Raw genomic sequence first — 16,804 nt, 5'->3', positions numbered from 1 at the left:
CGTACAGGCTTAACGCAGCAGAATATAAAGCGTGTCGTTACCGCGCACGATCTGGAGGGCAATAACGGAAGGTTTGCCTGCCAGCACTTTGCGCATTTCGGCAATGGACTGTACGCGAACGCGGTTCACCCCGATGATCACATCATTCTCATGCAGACCGGCCTGCGCGGCAGGGCTGCTCTTCTCGACGCTGTCGAGGGTGATGCCTTTCGTGCCGTCTTTCAGCTGCCCGTCGCTTAAGGTCGCTCCTTGCAGCGCCGGGGCAATCATCTCTGCGCTGGCGGATGAAGAGGTGCTTTTGTCCAGCGTGACCTGCAGGTCCAGCGGTTTACCGTCACGTAAAATGCCGAGCTTAACCGTGGCGCCAGGTTCCGTGGTGGCGATGCGCGAGCGCAGTTCGGCAAAGCTGCTTAACGGTTTATCATTCAGGCTGACGATCACGTCCCCGGATTTGACGCCCGCTTTTGCCGAGCCGGAATTAGGTAACACTTCACTGACGAAGGCGCCGCGCTGCACGTTCAGGTTGAACGCTTTGGCGATATCCGCGCTCATTTCCGTGCCTTTGATGCCCAGCAAGCCGCGTTTCACTTCGCCAAAATCAATCAGCTGCTGTGCCAGCGTACGGGCCATATTGCTGGGGATGGCGAAACCAATTCCCACGCTGCCGCCGCCGGGAGCCAGAATGGCGGTGTTAATACCGATCAGCTCTCCATTCAGGTTCAACAGCGCGCCGCCGGAGTTACCGCGGTTAATGGAGGCGTCGGTCTGGATAAAGTTTTCCAGCCCTTCGAGGTTCAGACCACTGCGACCCAGCGCGGAGACGATGCCAGAAGTGGCCGTCTGGCCCAGACCGAAGGGGTTACCTACCGCGACGGCGAAGTCCCCGACGCGCAGTTTGTCGGAATCCGCGATGGCGATCTGCGTCAGGCCGGTGGGGTTCTGCAACTGCAGCAGGGCGATATCGCTCTGATCGTCCCCGCCAATCAGCTTGGCATCGAACTCACGACCATCATTCATCTGGACACTGATTTTATCCGCATGGCTGATGACATGGTTATTGGTCAGGACATAGCCTTTCGCAGCGTCGATCACGACCCCGGAGCCCAGTCCTTCAAAAGGCTGTGCTTGATCAGGGGCATCATCGCCGAAATACTTTTTCAGCTCTTCCGGGATGCGCTGGCTTTGCACGGCGGTGCCTTCCACCTGCACGCTAACCACCGCGGGCAGGACTTTTTCCAGCATCGGGGCAAGGCTCGGGAGCGCAGCCTGGCCCGGAACCTGCGAAGGGATTGCTGCCGCCGCCGGATACGATGCCGACAGCGATAATCCGATACTCAATGCTAACGCGCTCAACAGCTGATTTTTTTTGTTCATTTATGCTGGCTCTCGCAACCTGGAATGGAGGAATAACAATCCTGAAACAGTCTGATGTTATTGAATTTTAAAACGCTGAACAATGAGGTGTTTGACTAAATAATAGCTGGGGACGGGAAGAAAGGACGGGCGCAAGGGCTGCGCCCGTAAAATTTATTTATGAAGTGCGATTAATCGCGCTTTGCGCCACCACGCAGCAGGCCGGATGCGCCTTCGGAGTAATCACGTGGCATCTGTACGGGCGCCTGATCGTTACCCGCTTCGGACTCTGCCAGGCGGTTGCGGAACGGATTGTTTTCCGCGCTCATTTCCGGCAGCAGGTTGCTGGAGCTTTTCGCCATATGCTGATAAAGCTTACGATAATCATGGGCCATGTTGTCCAGCAGCTCGGCGCTCTGGGCGAAGTGGCTCACCAGCTCTTCGCGATACTCTTCCAGTTCAGCTTTGTTCTTTTCCAGTTCGTACTGCAAAGCCTGTTGCTGGCGCAATTTGCGATTTCCAAAACGCATGGCCACGGCACCGATAGCGATGCCGACGACTAAACCAATTAGCGCATATTCCCAGGTCATGAACTTCTCCCGTTGTCTTGTGGTTCCGTAGGGTGTTGGCTCGGCTTCATGCCTGCGCCTGATTATGCCACTATAACCGCTATTTCCTTAGAAGTGGAATCCCACCGCATCATCGCGTACTGTAGAACGGCCTTTTTTTCGCCAACTGAACAGGCTGGCGGGTATTAATTGAAGGAATAACAATAAGATTATGCAAAGCCTTTCCCCAACATCGCGTTACCAACAGGCCCTGAATGAGGGTTCTCACCAGCCAGATGATGTACAGCGTGAAGCCGTAAGGCGTCTGGATAGCATCTGGCAGGCGCTGACCACCCAGCCGACCGAGGCTGCGCCTGCGGGAGGACTGAAAGCCGCGTTTGGAAGACTGCTGGGAAAGAAAGCGCCGCAAAGCGTCACGCCGGTACGCGGCCTATATATGTGGGGAGGTGTTGGCCGCGGCAAAACCTGGCTGATGGATCTTTTTTACCAAAGCCTGCCGGGAACACGTAAGCAGCGCCTGCATTTTCACCGCTTTATGCTGCGGGTACATGAAGAGCTGACGGCCCTGCAGGGGCAGAGCGATCCGCTGGATATCGTTGCCGAGCGCTTCAAAGCCGAAACCGACGTGCTGTGCTTTGATGAGTTTTTTGTTTCGGATATTACTGACGCCATGCTGTTGGGCGGGCTGATGAAAGCGCTATTTGCCCGCGGCATTACGCTGGTGGCGACCTCCAACATTCCACCGGATGAGTTGTACCGTAACGGCCTGCAACGCGCCCGTTTCCTGCCCGCCATCGATGCTATAAAAGAGCATTGCGACATTATGAATGTTGATGCTGGCGTCGATTATCGCCTGCGTACCCTGACCCAGGCCCATCTGTGGATTTCACCGTTAAACGACGGCACGCAGCAGCAGATGGACAAGCTGTGGCTGATGCTGGCAGGGGCCGAGCGGGGTAACGCCCCCGTGCTGGAAGTGAACCATCGCCCGCTGCAAACGCTGGGTGTCGTCAATCAGACACTCGCCGTATCGTTTGCGACCCTGTGTGTCGATGCCCGCAGTCAGCACGACTATATTGCGCTCTCGCGCCTTTTCCATACGGTGATGCTTTTCGATGTTCCGGTGATGACCAGGCTGATGGAGAGCGAAGCCCGGCGTTTTATCGCACTGGTTGATGAGTTTTACGAACGCCACGTCAAGCTGGTGGTGAGCGCCGCTGTGCCTTTATATGAGATCTATCAGGGGGAGCGGCTGAAGTTTGAGTTCCAGCGCTGCCTGTCACGCCTGCAGGAAATGCAAAGCGAAGAGTACCTGAAGCGCGAGCATATGCCTTAAGACTGCGGTCCTCTCCTCGTGGAAGAGGGCCGGGGTGAGGGCGACAGCCCGGACTTTCCCTACCCCCGGAAAAACCCGCGTCAAATCACAATTAGGGGTCGATCTTTACCCCTGACTTCTCTATAATCTTGCGACCCCACGTTACAAGAAGGTTTTTTTCCCAAAACTTTCTCTGCGCCGGCATAGGCTATTCGAAGGGGTAGGTTTGCTGGACAATGTCGTGTGAACCTCAACTACTAAACGTTTGGGTGTTCACCAACGTGTAACTTATTTATTTGGGTAAGCTTTTAATGAAAACTTTTACAGCTAAACCAGAAACCGTAAAACGCGACTGGTATGTTGTTGACGCGACCGGTAAAACTCTGGGCCGTCTGGCTACCGAACTGGCTCGTCGCCTGCGCGGTAAGCATAAAGCGGAATACACTCCGCACGTAGATACCGGTGATTACATCATCGTTCTGAACGCTGACAAAGTTGCTGTAACCGGCAACAAGCGTACTGACAAAGTGTACTATCACCACACCGGCCACATCGGCGGTATCAAACAAGCGACCTTTGAAGAGATGATTGCCCGCCGTCCTGAGCGTGTGATTGAAATCGCGGTTAAAGGCATGCTGCCAAAAGGCCCGCTGGGTCGTGCTATGTACCGTAAACTGAAAGTTTACGCAGGTAACGAGCACAACCACGCGGCACAGCAACCGCAAGTTCTTGACATCTAATCGGGATTATAGGCAATGGCTGAAAATCAATACTACGGCACTGGTCGCCGCAAAAGCTCCGCCGCTCGCGTGTTCATCAAACCGGGCAGTGGTAAAATCGTTATCAACCAACGTTCTCTGGAACAGTACTTCGGTCGTGAAACTGCCCGCATGGTAGTTCGTCAGCCGCTGGAACTGGTCGACATGGTTGAGAAACTGGATCTGTACATCACCGTTAAAGGTGGTGGTATCTCTGGTCAGGCTGGTGCGATCCGTCACGGTATCACCCGCGCTCTGATGGAGTACGATGAGTCCCTGCGTGGCGAACTGCGTAAAGCTGGCTTCGTTACTCGTGATGCTCGTCAGGTTGAACGTAAGAAAGTCGGTCTGCGTAAAGCACGTCGTCGTCCACAGTTCTCCAAGCGTTAATTGGTTTCTGCTTCGGCAGACAACAATTGGCGAAAAACCCGCTTCGGCGGGTTTTTTTATGGCTACCGCATAGGTTATCCACACGGCGCCCCCCTTTCTGCGCTCTTTTTCCGCATTTCCAGAATCCCCTCACCACAAAGGCCGCAAAATCTGGTAAACTATCATCCACTTTTCTGTCCAAATAACGGTGAATGCTCGATTTTTGTTCTCTTTTTGAACAAGAGGAGACGTTCTCAGGGATGGACAACAAAACATCTGGCTAGCCTGTATGGCTGGTAGCAGTAAAAATTCTGAATATACCTGGAGGTTTTCATGGCTGTCGCTGCCAACAAACGTTCGGTAATGACGCTGTTTTCTGGTCCTACTGACATTTATAGCCATCAGGTTCGTATCGTGCTGGCCGAGAAGGGTGTCAGTTTTGAGATCGAGCATGTGGAAAAGGATAACCCGCCTCAGGATCTGATCGATCTCAATCCAAGCCAGAGCGTACCAACGCTGGTGGATCGTGAGCTGACCCTGTGGGAATCCCGTATCATTATGGAATATCTGGATGAGCGTTTCCCTCATCCGCCGCTGATGCCGGTTTACCCGGTTGCGCGTGGTGAAAGCCGCCTGTACATGCAGCGTATCGAGAAAGACTGGTATACGCTGATGAACGTCATCGTGAACGGTTCTTCATCCGAAGCCGATGCTGCGCGTAAACAGTTGCGTGAAGAACTGCTGGCGATTGCGCCAGTATTCGGTCAACGTCCGTTCTTCCTGAGCGACGAGTTCAGCCTGGTCGATTGCTACCTGGCTCCGCTGCTGTGGCGTCTGCCGATTCTGGGCGTGGAGTTTAGCGGCCCGGGAGCAAAAGAGCTTAAAGGCTACATGACGCGTGTCTTCGAACGCGACTCTTTCCTTGCTTCTCTGACTGAAGCTGAACGTGAAATGCGTCTCGGCCGGGGTTAATGATTGTGGAAATGTCACAGCTTTCTCCGCGCCGTCCATATCTGCTGCGTGCCTTCTATGAATGGTTGCTGGATAACCAGCTCACGCCGCACCTGGTTGTGGATGTGACGTTACCGGGCGTGCAGGTTCCTATGGAATATGCACGTGACGGGCAAATCGTACTGAACATTGCACCGCGCGCAGTCGGTGGCCTGGAGCTGGCGAACGATGAAGTTCGCTTTAATGCCCGTTTTGGCGGCGTGCCGCGCCAGGTGTCCGTGCCGTTGGCTGCTGTATTGGCCATCTATGCCCGTGAAAACGGTGCTGGCACCATGTTTGAGCCGGAAGCAGCTTACGATGAAGAGGTTACCAGCCTGAATGATGAAAACGGCGCAACGGAGAGCGAAAGCGAAACCGTTATGTCGGTCATTGATGGCGATAAACCCGATCATAATGACGATCCTGATGATGAACCACCGCCGCGTGGTGGCCGACCGGCACTCCGGGTCGTAAAATAGTCTGCAGTTAAAGAGATAAATACCCAGCCTGATATCAATCGGCTGGGTATTTTTTTTGCATAGTATACTTGGGAGTTGCGTTTTTTAATCAGCAATATGAATGTATTAGCGTTATTCAACTCAAAAATTTGCGAAAATTGACCTAATAAATAATTGTGAAATGAATATATATTTTGCTCTTATCCCTTATTATCTCTAAAAATATTATTGCTGACTATCATTTGAGTTAATCTAAAACAGGCAGTTAATATTGCTAAGTTGAATCTATATATTCAGCGGATATTATAGTCACATGCTATCCAGCATCTTGTTACAGCAGTAGTAGATATATCGTTTTATATTTGCATCTAACTTATTCATACGTTAAGGATTAACAAATGAAAAAGGTTCTGCTCAGGTATACAACATGCGTGATTTTACGGTTGCAACGGCAGTTAGCCCTGAGCCGCACCCTTTTAGTCGTGCAGTATTCCCGGCAGCGGCCTCTTTGGTTATTCATAATACCACCGGTCAGGCGATCACCGCTGATAATCACCGGCGTGATCAATTGATATTCAGCTGTGTTATCCGTAATTACTCTCTTTTATTGAGCTTGCTCTGAATAAAAGAGTTCTTATCCTTTATCGACTCTTTTTTAATAGCACGTTAAACACGGACAGTTATGTTTTTGCTATTAAGGAATTTTTACTATGTTATGCTTTAATAAACCGGCAATAAAAACCTTACTGGCTTTATCATTGTTTTCTGCGCAGTTTCCTCTCTATGCCGCAGGAATGGTTCCTGAAACCAGTTTGCTGGTCATTGATGAAGCGACCCATAGCGGTACTATCAACGTAAAAAATACGGATAGTCATCCTTCCCTGTTATATACCAATGTTGTGGATCTTCCCGATGATATTGGTTTAAAACTGGTTGTTACCCAGCCGGTGGTGCGCCTTGAACCTGGACAGACTCAACAGCTGCGTTTTTTACTGCAAACGAGCAAACCGTTAGAGGTTGAGCATTATAAACGTGTCACCTTCGAAGGTATCCCACCGAAGAGTGACGATAAAAAAATCAAAATTGGCATTAATATTCGTCAGGATCTCCCAGTACTTATTCGACCGGCAAAACTCCCTGTCGTGACCGATGCCTGGAAGGATCTTGAATGGTCTACAGCCGGTTCATCCGTTACGGTTAAAAACCCGAGCAAATATGTCGTGCGCCTTGCTACGAATGTTCTTCTGCAGCCATCGGGTATCTCTGGCACGCTGCCAAAAACCTACATTTTGCCTGGTGAAAGCATGACTACATCGGTGGGCAAATCGGTCAGTGGTAACACTCAAGTCAAGTTTTTCCCCGCCAGCCGTTATGGCGTAGAAGTACCTAGCTTCATATCGGAACTAAATAAAAAATAAAGGAATATGGCGGTGCGTAAAAAAAGCCACCTCGCAATTTTTGTGCGCGCAGTTATTTACGGCGCATTACCTCTGATACTTCTCGACTCACCTTTGTTACAGGCGAGGGAAGTTACCTTTGACACGGGGATATTAAAATCGCGTGGCCTGGGTGCGGATCTTAACCGCTACTTTGCCGAAGCGCCCCGTTTTTTACCCGGGACGCATTCTGTTTCTGTAAAAGTGAACGGCAAAGAGCGTGGAACGGCTGCGGTTCGTTTTAACGAAGATGGCGTTATGTGTGTTGATAACGACTTTCTTGAGTTTGCCGGAATCATGCCTGTTTCCATCAAGTCGGGTGAAGCCTGTCATGATATTCGCAGCGATTACGCCCAGGCGGTAATAAATGCGCTACCCAATCAGGAAGCAGTTGAGTTATATCTGCCGCCAGAAGCGATTAATAGCCTGACATCAGACATCAAAAACTTTCAGCATGGTGGTGTAGCCGGCATGCTGAATTACTCATTATTCAGCACCAAAAGTGAGTACACAGGAAGCGATAGCGACAGTAGCAGGTATTCTCAGGCAAGTCTTGAAGCGGGTTTTAATGCGATGGACTGGTCGCTGCGCAGCCGTTATATCCTGACAGATAATGATGGTGATCGAAACGCGGAGAGCATTTATACCTACGCGGAGCACGTCTTTGTTCCTCAACGTTTGACGATGCAGGTGGGGGAAATTAACGCCATGTCAGACGTGTTGAGCGGCGTGCCTATCATGGGTGTGCAGCTGATGCCAACCAATGGCTTACAGCATGATTACACCGGTATAAGCGTATCCGGCATTGCGCGTACGCCACAGGCGCGTGTTGAAATCAGACAGAATAATCGCCTTATTTTTAACACCCTGGTGCCAGCTGGCCCCTTCACGCTTGATGATGTACCGATAGTGCGCAATAACGTCGATCTTGACGTGACGGTCGTTGAAACAGACGGGTCAACGAGTCATTTCATCGTACCTGCCGCATCTGTTAGATCGCAGCGCCTGTCGCGCCCGAATGGCCTGACAATCTCGGCAGGGCAGGTGCGCAGTATTGAGAGCGACTACAGCGATCCCATGGTCTTCAACGTTTCCAATGGCTGGCGGATCCTGCCCTGGATGAACCTCCTTGCATCCGGTGTCGTAGCGGAGAAATACCAGGCCGCAGGTGCGCGAACGGAATTTATGGTCACTGAAGGGTGGGGCGTCTCCACCAGTATGGCTGCCAGTAAAGCCAAGTTTGGTGATAGCGATAACGGCGTTAAAAACGAGCTGCAAAGTGATTACGCGCTAACAGAAAATATGGGATTGTCGGCGAGCGTTGCCCACTATAGCGGTAATTACCGCGAGCTGACTGATGCGATGGATGATGATTATGTCGGGTATGACAACAGCTATGCTGCCAACCTCAACTGGTCTACATCTTTGGCAGGCACATTTAGCGCGGGCTTTAACTATAACCAGGCGACAGGCGATGGGCAGGATTCCCGTTATTTACTCCTCTCATGGGGTAAAACATTTAAATACGCTTCGGTTAACGTTAACTGGCAAAGCGCAATAGGGGATACCGATGATGACCAGAACGAAGACCTCTTATATGTAAACCTGAGCATTCCGCTGGGGGGCACTCAGAGCCTCAGTTCTTACATGCGCAAGCAGGGTGACAGTACCAGTTATGGTCTGGCAAACAGCGGTTCGCTGGGCGAAAACACCAATTACTATATCTCAGCAGACCGGGATAACGATTCAAACGAAAACAGCTTTAACGGCAACATCAACACCAATCTGCACTACACCCAGTTGAGCGTAGGTGGCGGTACCAGTGGTGATAATCAGCGTAACTATAATGCGATGCTGTCGGGCGGCATTGCCATGCATAAAGATGGTGTCACCTTCTCGCCATATTCCATCAGGGAAACCTTTGCGATTGCCAAACTCAGCGAACCGAAAGCGGGCGTGGAAATCTCTACACCTCAGGGCACCGTCTGGACCGATCACTGGGGCCAGGCTGTGGTGCCAGGGTTAATAGAGTGGCGTAACTCCCGTATAGAAGTTGATGCGAACAAATTGCCGCAGAGTATGACGCTGGCAAACGGCACGAAATACATTGCTGCCGCACATGCTTCTGTCAGCGAAGTGAGCTTCAAAGTATTGAACAGCCGTCGCGTGATGTTACGTATTAAGCAGGCCGATGGTAAGCCGCTTAAAAAAGGCTTATCCGTGGTGGATGGTAAAAATAACTATATCGTCACGGTTGTTGATGATGGGCATGTGTTCCTGAACGATGCCGATCAAATTACCGCGCTTTATGCCATGGACGATAATAACAATCGTCTGTGTAAGTTGAATTTTACGCTTCCTGAGAAGCATGACGAAGACACGTTTTATGAGGAAGTTAACGGAGTATGTCGATGAACGTTCAACGTCTGGCAGCGTTATTACTGCTTGCTTTACCGTGTCTTTCTTATGCTGATGATTGCCAGATAACGCTCTCCCAGCAGGTGGTGGATTATCACCAGATACGCCGTGACAACATCGTCCTGACCCAGCAAAGCTGGAATAAAATGCCGGAGAAAGATATCAGTGTCAGCGTCTTTTGCCCGGATAAAAAGCAGATGGCAATCTTGCTGCAAGGGACTGCAGGTGAGAAAGGGCGTTTCCTGTTTGGGCAGAATGGTGGCGTGGCCATCAAAGTGAGCAACCTGACGCTCGACGGTAAAAGCTACAGCGTGGGTAAAACAACCGATCAGGTAAATTTCACCCCGGATAAAGACGACACGCCATCGCTCTCTATCCGCAATAACGAGGCGATAATTGCAGTCGAAAACGGCCAGGTGCCCAGCGGTCAGCAAATGAATTTTACCGTCACGCTATTCCCGGTGCTGAATGATAACGCGTTTAAACGAATCTCGGATCAAACCACGCTGGAAAGCGATTTGACCTGGCGAATCCTCTCGAAGTAAGCAAAAAAATGGCCCGGCATTTGCCGGGCCATATTCATTACACTTCCAGGTAATTCATAATCCCGTCAGCCGCTTTACGGCCTTCGGCAATCGCCGTTACCACCAGGTCGGAACCGCGAACGATATCACCACCGGCAAAGATTTTCGGGTTGCTGGTCTGGAACGCATTATCGCTGCCTTCCGGGGCGATGATACGGCCCTGTGAATCCAGCTCGACGCTGTGCTTCGCCAGCCACTCCATGCTGTGAGGACGGAAACCAAACGCCATCACTACGGCATCTGCCGGGATCACGTGCTCGGAACCGGCAACGATTTCTGCGCGACGACGGCCTTTTGCATCCGGCGCACCCATCTCAGTGCGCGCCATCTTCACGCCGCTGACTTTGCCGTTGGCGTTCACTTCAATACCCAGTGGCTGGATGTTGAACTGGAACTCCACACCCTCTTCACGCGCGTTTTTCACTTCACGTTTAGAGCCAGGCATGTTCTCTTCGTCACGACGATAGGCACAGATAACGTGTGCGGCATTCTGACGAATGGAGGTACGCACGCAGTCCATAGCGGTATCACCGCCGCCAAGTACGACAACGCGTTTGCCTTCCATGCTGACGTATGGCTCAGCGGCGGTTTCGCCGTAACCCATCATCTGCTTGGTATTGGCAATCAGGAACGGCAGGGCATCGAATACGCCGTTGGCATCTTCGTTTTCCAGTCCGCCACGCATCGACTGATAGGTACCAACGCCCAGGAACACAGCGTCGTAATCTTTCAGCAGATCGTCGAGCTGCACATCACGGCCCACTTCCACATTCAGTTTGAACTCAATGCCCATACCGGTGAAGATTTCACGGCGGCGAGTCATGACCTCTTTTTCCAGCTTGAATGCCGGGATGCCGAAGGTCAGCAGACCGCCGATTTCCGGGTGACGGTCGAACACCACTGCTTTCACCCCGTTGCGGGTCAGCACGTCAGCGCAGGCCAGGCCTGCCGGACCGGCACCGATGATCGCTACGCGTTTGTCGGTCTGACGCACACCCGTCATGTCCGGGCGCCAGCCCATCTCAAACGCTTTATCGTTGATGTAGCGTTCGATGTTGCCGATGGTTACCGCACCGAACTCGTCGTTCAGAGTACAGGAGCCTTCACACAGACGATCCTGAGGACACACGCGGCCGCACACTTCCGGCAAGGTGTTGGTCTGGTGAGACAACTCGGCGGCTTCAAAAATACGCCCTTCGTTGGCCAGCTTCAGCCAGTTCGGGATGTAGTTATGCACCGGACACTTCCACTCGCAGTACGGGTTGCCGCAGGACAGGCAGCGGTCTGCCTGTGCTTTAGCCTGACCTTCAGAAAACGGCTCGTAGATTTCAACAAATTCAATTTTACGGATCTTCAGCGGCTTCTTCGGCGGATCCACACGCTGCAGGTCGATAAACTGGTATACATTCTGGCTCATCTAAATTCCTCAAATCTGATTCATCGGGCTATTTTTCTTGTGATTCTGGACCTGGGCAGTGCTCAGACTCCTCGCGTACGCTGCGGGTCTTGCGCGCTGTCCGTGTCCAGACTCACTGCGACAATGACGCCCGCTAAATCCAGATTTACTGCGCCTGCACACGCAGCTCTGCTGCGCTACGACTACGGTGACCCAACAGGGCTTTAACATCGCTGGACTTCGGTTTAACCAGCGCGAATTTCGCAGAGAACGCTGGCCAGTTCGCCAGAATCTCTTCGCCGCGCACGGAACCGGTATGATGCACGTGCTCGGTGATCAAACCGCGCAGGTGCTCTTCATGGATCGCCAGGGTTTCAACATCCAGCACTTCCACCAGCTCCGGGTTCACGCGTTTGCGGAAATCACCGCTTTCGTCCAGGACATAGGCGAAACCACCGGTCATACCTGCCCCGAAGTTAACGCCGGTTTTGCCCAGCACGCAGACAATACCGCCGGTCATGTATTCACAGCCGTTATCGCCGATACCTTCCACCACGGTGATGGCACCGGAGTTACGCACCGCAAAACGCTCACCTGCACGACCTGCAGCAAACAGACGACCACCGGTAGCACCGTACAGACAGGTGTTGCCGATGATGCTGGCATCGCAGCTGCGGAAGGCAGAGCCGACCGGAGGACGCACCGCCAGCAGACCGCCCGCCATGCCTTTACCGACGTAGTCGTTGGCATCGCCAGTCAGGTACAGCTCAACGCCACCGGCATTCCACACGCCGAAGCTCTGACCTGCGGTACCGCTGAAGTGAGCGGTAATCGGATCGGCAGCCAGACCCTGGTCGCCGTGCGTCTGTGCGATGTAACCCGAGAGCGTTGCGCCGACTGAACGATCGGTGTTGCGAATATCAAACCAGAAGGTTTTGCTCTGCTTGTCATCCACAAATGGCTTCGCCTGTTGCAACAGCTGAGCGTTCAGCACGCCATTGTCGAACGGCGGGTTATTCTCGGTGCAGTACACCGCTTTGCCCGGATGCGGTTCAGCCGTTTCCAGCAGGCGGGACAGCTTCAGGTTCTGCTGCTTAGCCGTGAATCCTTCCAGCTCTGTCAGCAGGTCGGTACGGCCAATCAGATCCACCAGACGCGTCACGCCCAGCTGCGCCATCAGCTCGCGTGTTTCGCGGGCGATGAAGTCAAAGTAGTTGGTCACTTTGAACGGCAGGCCGTGGTAGTGGTTCTTACGCAGTTTTTCGTCCTGAGTTGCAACGCCGGTTGCGCAGTTGTTCAGGTGACAAATACGCAGATATTTACAGCCCAGCGCCACCATCGGGCCAGTACCGAAGCCGAAGCTTTCTGCACCCAGAATCGCCGCTTTGATGATATCGAGGCCGGTTTTCAGGCCGCCATCTACCTGCAGACGGATCTTGTGACGCAGACCGTTAGCCACCAGTGCCTGCTGAGTTTCCACCAGGCCAAGCTCCCATGGACAACCCGCGTATTTCACTGAGGAGAGCGGGCTGGCCCCGGTGCCGCCGTCGTAACCGGCGATGGTGATCAGGTCCGCGTAGGCTTTTGCCACACCGGTGGCGATAGTGCCCACGCCCGGCTCGGAAACCAGCTTCACGGAGATCATCGCTTTCGGGTTGACCTGTTTCAGGTCGAAAATCAGCTGCGCCAGATCCTCGATAGAGTAAATATCGTGGTGCGGCGGTGGGGAGATCAGCGTCACGCCCGGTACCGAGTAGCGCAGTTTGGCGATGTACGGGGTCACTTTGTCACCCGGTAATTGACCGCCTTCGCCCGGTTTTGCACCCTGAGCGACTTTAATCTGAATTACGTCAGCATTGACCAGGTACGCCGGGGTCACACCGAAGCGACCGGAAGCAACCTGCTTGATGCGCGACACTTTGTTCGTGCCATAGCGCGCCGGATCTTCACCGCCTTCACCGGAGTTGGAGTTCCCGCCGATGCTGTTCATCGCTTCTGCCAGCGCCTCGTGGGCTTCCGGGCTGAGTGCGCCGATAGACATCGCGGCGGTATCAAAACGTTTGAACAGTTCAGACGCCGGTTCAACCTCATTGATGCTGACCGCGGTATCGTCCGGGTTCAGCGCCAGCAGATCGCGCAGCGTGGCTGCCGGACGGTTGTTCACCAGCTCAGCATATTGCTGATAATCGCTGTACTCACCGCTCTGAACGGCCTGTTGCAGGGTGCGCACCACGTCCGGGTTATAGGCATGGTATTCGCCACCGTGCACATACTTCAGCTGTCCACCCTGATCCAGCGGCTTACGTGCCAGCCAGGCGCGTTTGGAGAGGTTCAGCAGATCCTGCTGGAAGTCGCTAAAGTCCGCGCCGCCGATACGGCTGATTACGCCCTGGAAGCAGAGGTCGGCAACATCGTCATGCAGACCGACGGCTTCGAACAGCTTCGAGCAGCGGTAAGAGGCGATGGTCGAGATGCCCATCTTGGACATGATCTTGTACAGACCTTTGTTGATGCCGTTACGGTAGTTCAGCATCACGGTACGGTAATCTTTCTCGATGGCCTGACTATCAACTAGTTTTGCCAGGGTTTCGTAGGCGAGGTACGGGTAAATCGCCGTTGCACCAAAGCCCAGCAGCACTGCGAAGTGGTGCGGATCGCGCGCACTGGCGGTTTCCACAATGATGTTGGCATCGCAGCGCAGGCTCTTATCGACCAGACGCGTCTGGATAGCCCCGACGGCCATAGGCGCCGGAACCGGCAGACGGTTTTTCGCGATATTGCGGTCGGACAGCACCAGCAGCACGGTACCGTTACGTACCATCTGTTCCGCTTTGTCACACAGCGCATTCACCGTCTCTTCGAGGGTGGTTTCGGTCACGTCGAAAGTGATGTCGAGCGTGTCAGCGCGGTAGTGCTCCTCTTGCATGGTGGTGAGCTGTTTGAAATCGGAGTACAGCAGGATCGGTGACTTAAAGGTCAGGCGGTGGGCCTGGCCTTCGGCTTCACAGAAGACGTTCATCTCACGACCGATGCTGGTGGCCAGCGACATCACGTGCGCTTCACGCAGCGGATCGATCGGCGGGTTGGTCACCTGCGCGAACTGCTGACGGAAGTAGTCGTAAATGATTCGCGGCTGACTGGAGAGCACGGCAAACGGGGTATCATCACCCATGGAGCCGACCGCTTCCTGGCCGTTTTCACCCAACACGCGGATAACGGAGTCCAGCTCTTCCGCGCTGTAGTTAAACTGTTTCTGGTAGCTGGCGAGGGTATCGTCATCCAGTTCGCGGCTGCCCACGTCCTGATCCGGCAGATCTTCAAACGGCACCAGACGGCGAACGTTTTTCTCCATCCACTCTTTGTACGGATGACGGCTTTTCAGATCGTTATCGGTTTCCGCGGAGTGCAGGATGCGACCGCCGCGGGTGTCGATCACCATTAGCTCGCCCGGCCCTACACGGCCTTTTTCGACCACTTCGTCAGGCTGGTAGTCCCAGATCCCCACTTCAGAGGCGCAGGTGATCAGCTTGTCTTTAGTAATGACGTAGCGCGCCGGGCGCAGACCATTACGGTCGAGGTTACAGGCCGCAAAGCGACCATCAGACATCACGATACCTGCCGGACCATCCCACGGCTCCATGTGCATGGAGTTAAAGTCGAAGAAGGACCGCAGCTCAGGATCCATATCCGGGTTGTTCTGCCAGGCTGGCGGAACCAGCAGGCGCATGGCGCGAACGATATCCATCCCGCCTGCCAGCAGCAGTTCCAGCATGTTATCCATTGAGCTGGAGTCAGAGCCGGTTTCGTTGACGAACGGCGCAGCGTCGTGCAGATCCGGGATCAGCGGGGTCTGGAATTTATAGGTACGTGCGCGAGCCCACTGGCGGTTACCGGTGATGGTGTTGATTTCGCCGTTGTGCGCCAGATAGCGGAACGGCTGAGCCAGCGGCCAGCGTGGTACGGTGTTGGTGGAGAAGCGCTGGTGGAACAGGCAAATGGCCGATTCCAGACGCAGGTCCGCCAGGTCCAGGTAGAAGCGCGGCAGGTCAGCCGGCATACACAGACCTTTATAGATGTTCACCAGGTTCGAGAGGCTACAAACGTAGAACTCTTTATCGTCCTGCAGGCGTTTTTCAATGCGGCGACGGGCGATAAACAGACGGCGTTCCATATCACGTGGACGCCAGCCCGCAGGCGCGTTGACAAAGATTTGCTCGATACGAGGCAGCGAGGAGAGGGCGATTTCACCGAGTACCCCTTCGTTAGTGGGCACGTCGCGCCAGCCAACGATAGACAGGGTTTCGCGTTGAAGTTCTTCTTCGACGATGCGGCGTGAGACGGCTGCTTTTTCTGCGTCCTGATTCAGGAACAGCATGCCGACAGCGTAGTTTTTGGCTAAACGCCAGCCGCGCTCTTCCGCCACGATGCGAAAGAAACGATCCGGTTTTTGCAGCAGCAGACCGCAACCGTCGCCGGTTTTACCATCCGCAAGGATAGCGCCACGGTGCTGCATACGGGCCAGTGCGTGTATAGCGGTACGCACTACCTTGTGGCTAGGTTCGCCTTCTATGTGGGCGATCAGGCCGAAACCACAGTTATCCTTCTCAAGGGATTTATCGTACAACATATCAGTGAACCTCCCCAGGCTCTTCGGGACTTCTCTCTGGACCGTGGCGCACAGGCACAGCAAGAGCGCGGCGACGGGGTTTGCGTTTCATACGCGTACCTCGCATTCGCCCTCTTAATATCCTTTTCACACAGGTCAAACAAGTTTGAGGACTTGCTTCAGAGGGAATCTCAACTACTGCATAAATATGATGAGCAGGCTGCTCATCCAGAAAGCTTCCAGCGGATTTCCAACTTATCGGGAATCCGTACACAGGTCAAATGGCAATCTTATTTATACAAAAATGTGCTAAAGGAAGGTTATTTGTCTGATTTAATTAGTTATTTAGTCAGTTTCACATCCTTGTAACCTTGCTGTGGGCTTTAGGGATGTGTGATCTGACTCACTATATGAAAGCGGTATTATCGCTGTAGCATGCTGAATAGTGCGATTTAAGCAGGATTTAATGCCGCCACGGCGATAAAGCCCGCATGATGTCACTGTTTTTCAGCACAGACGATATAAATGAAAAAATCTGGCAGGACATAAGGA

Annotated in this window: 13 protein-coding genes; 9 read left to right on the top strand and 4 right to left on the bottom strand. The window is 53.3% G+C overall.

Going from position 1 to position 16,804, the window contains the following annotated elements; all coding sequences use genetic code 11:
• Nucleotides 1–9: 9 nt before the first annotated feature.
• Both degQ and zapG read right to left on the bottom strand, forming a co-directional pair.
• On the bottom strand, nucleotides 10–1,374 hold the full coding sequence (gene degQ / locus ABIE02_RS15955) for a serine endoprotease DegQ (protein WP_059307095.1): 1,365 nt from the start codon (nucleotides 1,372–1,374) through the stop codon (nucleotides 10–12).
• 170 nt (nucleotides 1,375–1,544) lie between these two features.
• Nucleotides 1,545–1,943 (bottom strand): Z-ring associated protein ZapG, encoded by a 399-nt coding sequence (gene zapG, locus ABIE02_RS15950; RefSeq protein ID WP_032614532.1) that lies wholly within the window; start codon nucleotides 1,941–1,943, stop codon nucleotides 1,545–1,547.
• A 190-nt stretch (nucleotides 1,944–2,133) separates the two neighbouring features.
• Between zapG and zapE the strand changes: the two genes are divergently transcribed.
• The 9 genes from zapE to ABIE02_RS15905 all read left to right on the top strand — a co-directional run bounded on the left by zapE (nucleotide 2,134) and on the right by ABIE02_RS15905 (nucleotide 10,211).
• The gene (zapE, locus tag ABIE02_RS15945; RefSeq protein WP_032614530.1) at nucleotides 2,134–3,258 is read left to right on the top strand and encodes a cell division protein ZapE; all 1,125 of its coding nucleotides are present in this window, start codon (nucleotides 2,134–2,136) and stop codon (nucleotides 3,256–3,258) included.
• A gap of 290 nt (nucleotides 3,259–3,548) precedes the next feature.
• Nucleotides 3,549–3,977 (top strand): 50S ribosomal protein L13, encoded by a 429-nt coding sequence (rplM, locus tag ABIE02_RS15940; protein WP_024551131.1) that lies wholly within the window; start codon nucleotides 3,549–3,551, stop codon nucleotides 3,975–3,977.
• A gap of 15 nt (nucleotides 3,978–3,992) precedes the next feature.
• A complete protein-coding gene (rpsI, locus tag ABIE02_RS15935; protein WP_003025138.1) occupies nucleotides 3,993–4,385 on the top strand; it encodes a 30S ribosomal protein S9 in 393 nt (130 codons plus the stop codon).
• 312 nt (nucleotides 4,386–4,697) lie between these two features.
• A complete protein-coding gene (sspA, locus tag ABIE02_RS15930; protein ID WP_059307097.1) occupies nucleotides 4,698–5,336 on the top strand; it encodes a stringent starvation protein SspA in 639 nt (212 codons plus the stop codon).
• 5 nt (nucleotides 5,337–5,341) lie between these two features.
• Complete coding sequence (gene sspB / locus ABIE02_RS15925; RefSeq protein ID WP_032614637.1) at nucleotides 5,342–5,833, top strand: ClpXP protease specificity-enhancing factor; 492 nt, start codon at nucleotides 5,342–5,344, stop codon at nucleotides 5,831–5,833.
• A gap of 406 nt (nucleotides 5,834–6,239) precedes the next feature.
• Nucleotides 6,240–6,434: a hypothetical protein gene (locus tag ABIE02_RS15920; RefSeq protein ID WP_127472197.1), complete on the top strand. Its 195-nt coding sequence runs from the start codon at nucleotides 6,240–6,242 to the stop codon at nucleotides 6,432–6,434.
• An 88-nt stretch (nucleotides 6,435–6,522) separates the two neighbouring features.
• Nucleotides 6,523–7,230, top strand: coding sequence for a fimbria/pilus chaperone family protein (locus tag ABIE02_RS15915; RefSeq protein WP_032614524.1), 708 nt, complete (start codon nucleotides 6,523–6,525; stop codon nucleotides 7,228–7,230).
• A gap of 6 nt (nucleotides 7,231–7,236) precedes the next feature.
• Nucleotides 7,237–9,663 carry a fimbrial biogenesis outer membrane usher protein gene (locus ABIE02_RS15910; RefSeq protein ID WP_191152155.1) on the top strand — a complete coding sequence of 809 codons (2,427 nt, stop codon included), beginning with the start codon at nucleotides 7,237–7,239 and terminating at the stop codon, nucleotides 9,661–9,663.
• On the top strand, nucleotides 9,660–10,211 hold the full coding sequence (locus ABIE02_RS15905) for a hypothetical protein (protein WP_032614519.1): 552 nt from the start codon (nucleotides 9,660–9,662) through the stop codon (nucleotides 10,209–10,211). The genes ABIE02_RS15910 and ABIE02_RS15905 overlap by 4 nt, the downstream gene beginning before the upstream one ends.
• 37 nt (nucleotides 10,212–10,248) lie before the next feature.
• Here the strand turns inward: ABIE02_RS15905 and ABIE02_RS15900 are convergent, their stop codons facing one another.
• Together ABIE02_RS15900 and gltB are read right to left on the bottom strand one after the other, a co-directional pair.
• Nucleotides 10,249–11,667 (bottom strand): glutamate synthase small subunit, encoded by a 1,419-nt coding sequence (locus tag ABIE02_RS15900; RefSeq protein WP_032614517.1) that lies wholly within the window; start codon nucleotides 11,665–11,667, stop codon nucleotides 10,249–10,251.
• Between the two features lie 145 nt (nucleotides 11,668–11,812).
• Nucleotides 11,813–16,273, bottom strand: coding sequence for a glutamate synthase large subunit (gene gltB / locus ABIE02_RS15895; protein ID WP_234548603.1), 4,461 nt, complete (start codon nucleotides 16,271–16,273; stop codon nucleotides 11,813–11,815).
• Nucleotides 16,274–16,804 lie beyond the last annotated feature (531 nt).

It is taken from the genome of Leclercia sp. 1548, from assembly GCF_050435045.1.
Classification (GTDB): Bacteria; Pseudomonadota; Gammaproteobacteria; order Enterobacterales; family Enterobacteriaceae; genus Enterobacter; species Enterobacter adecarboxylatus.
Note: the sequence above shows the minus strand (reverse complement) of the source record. Positions and strands in the feature narration are given on the sequence as shown.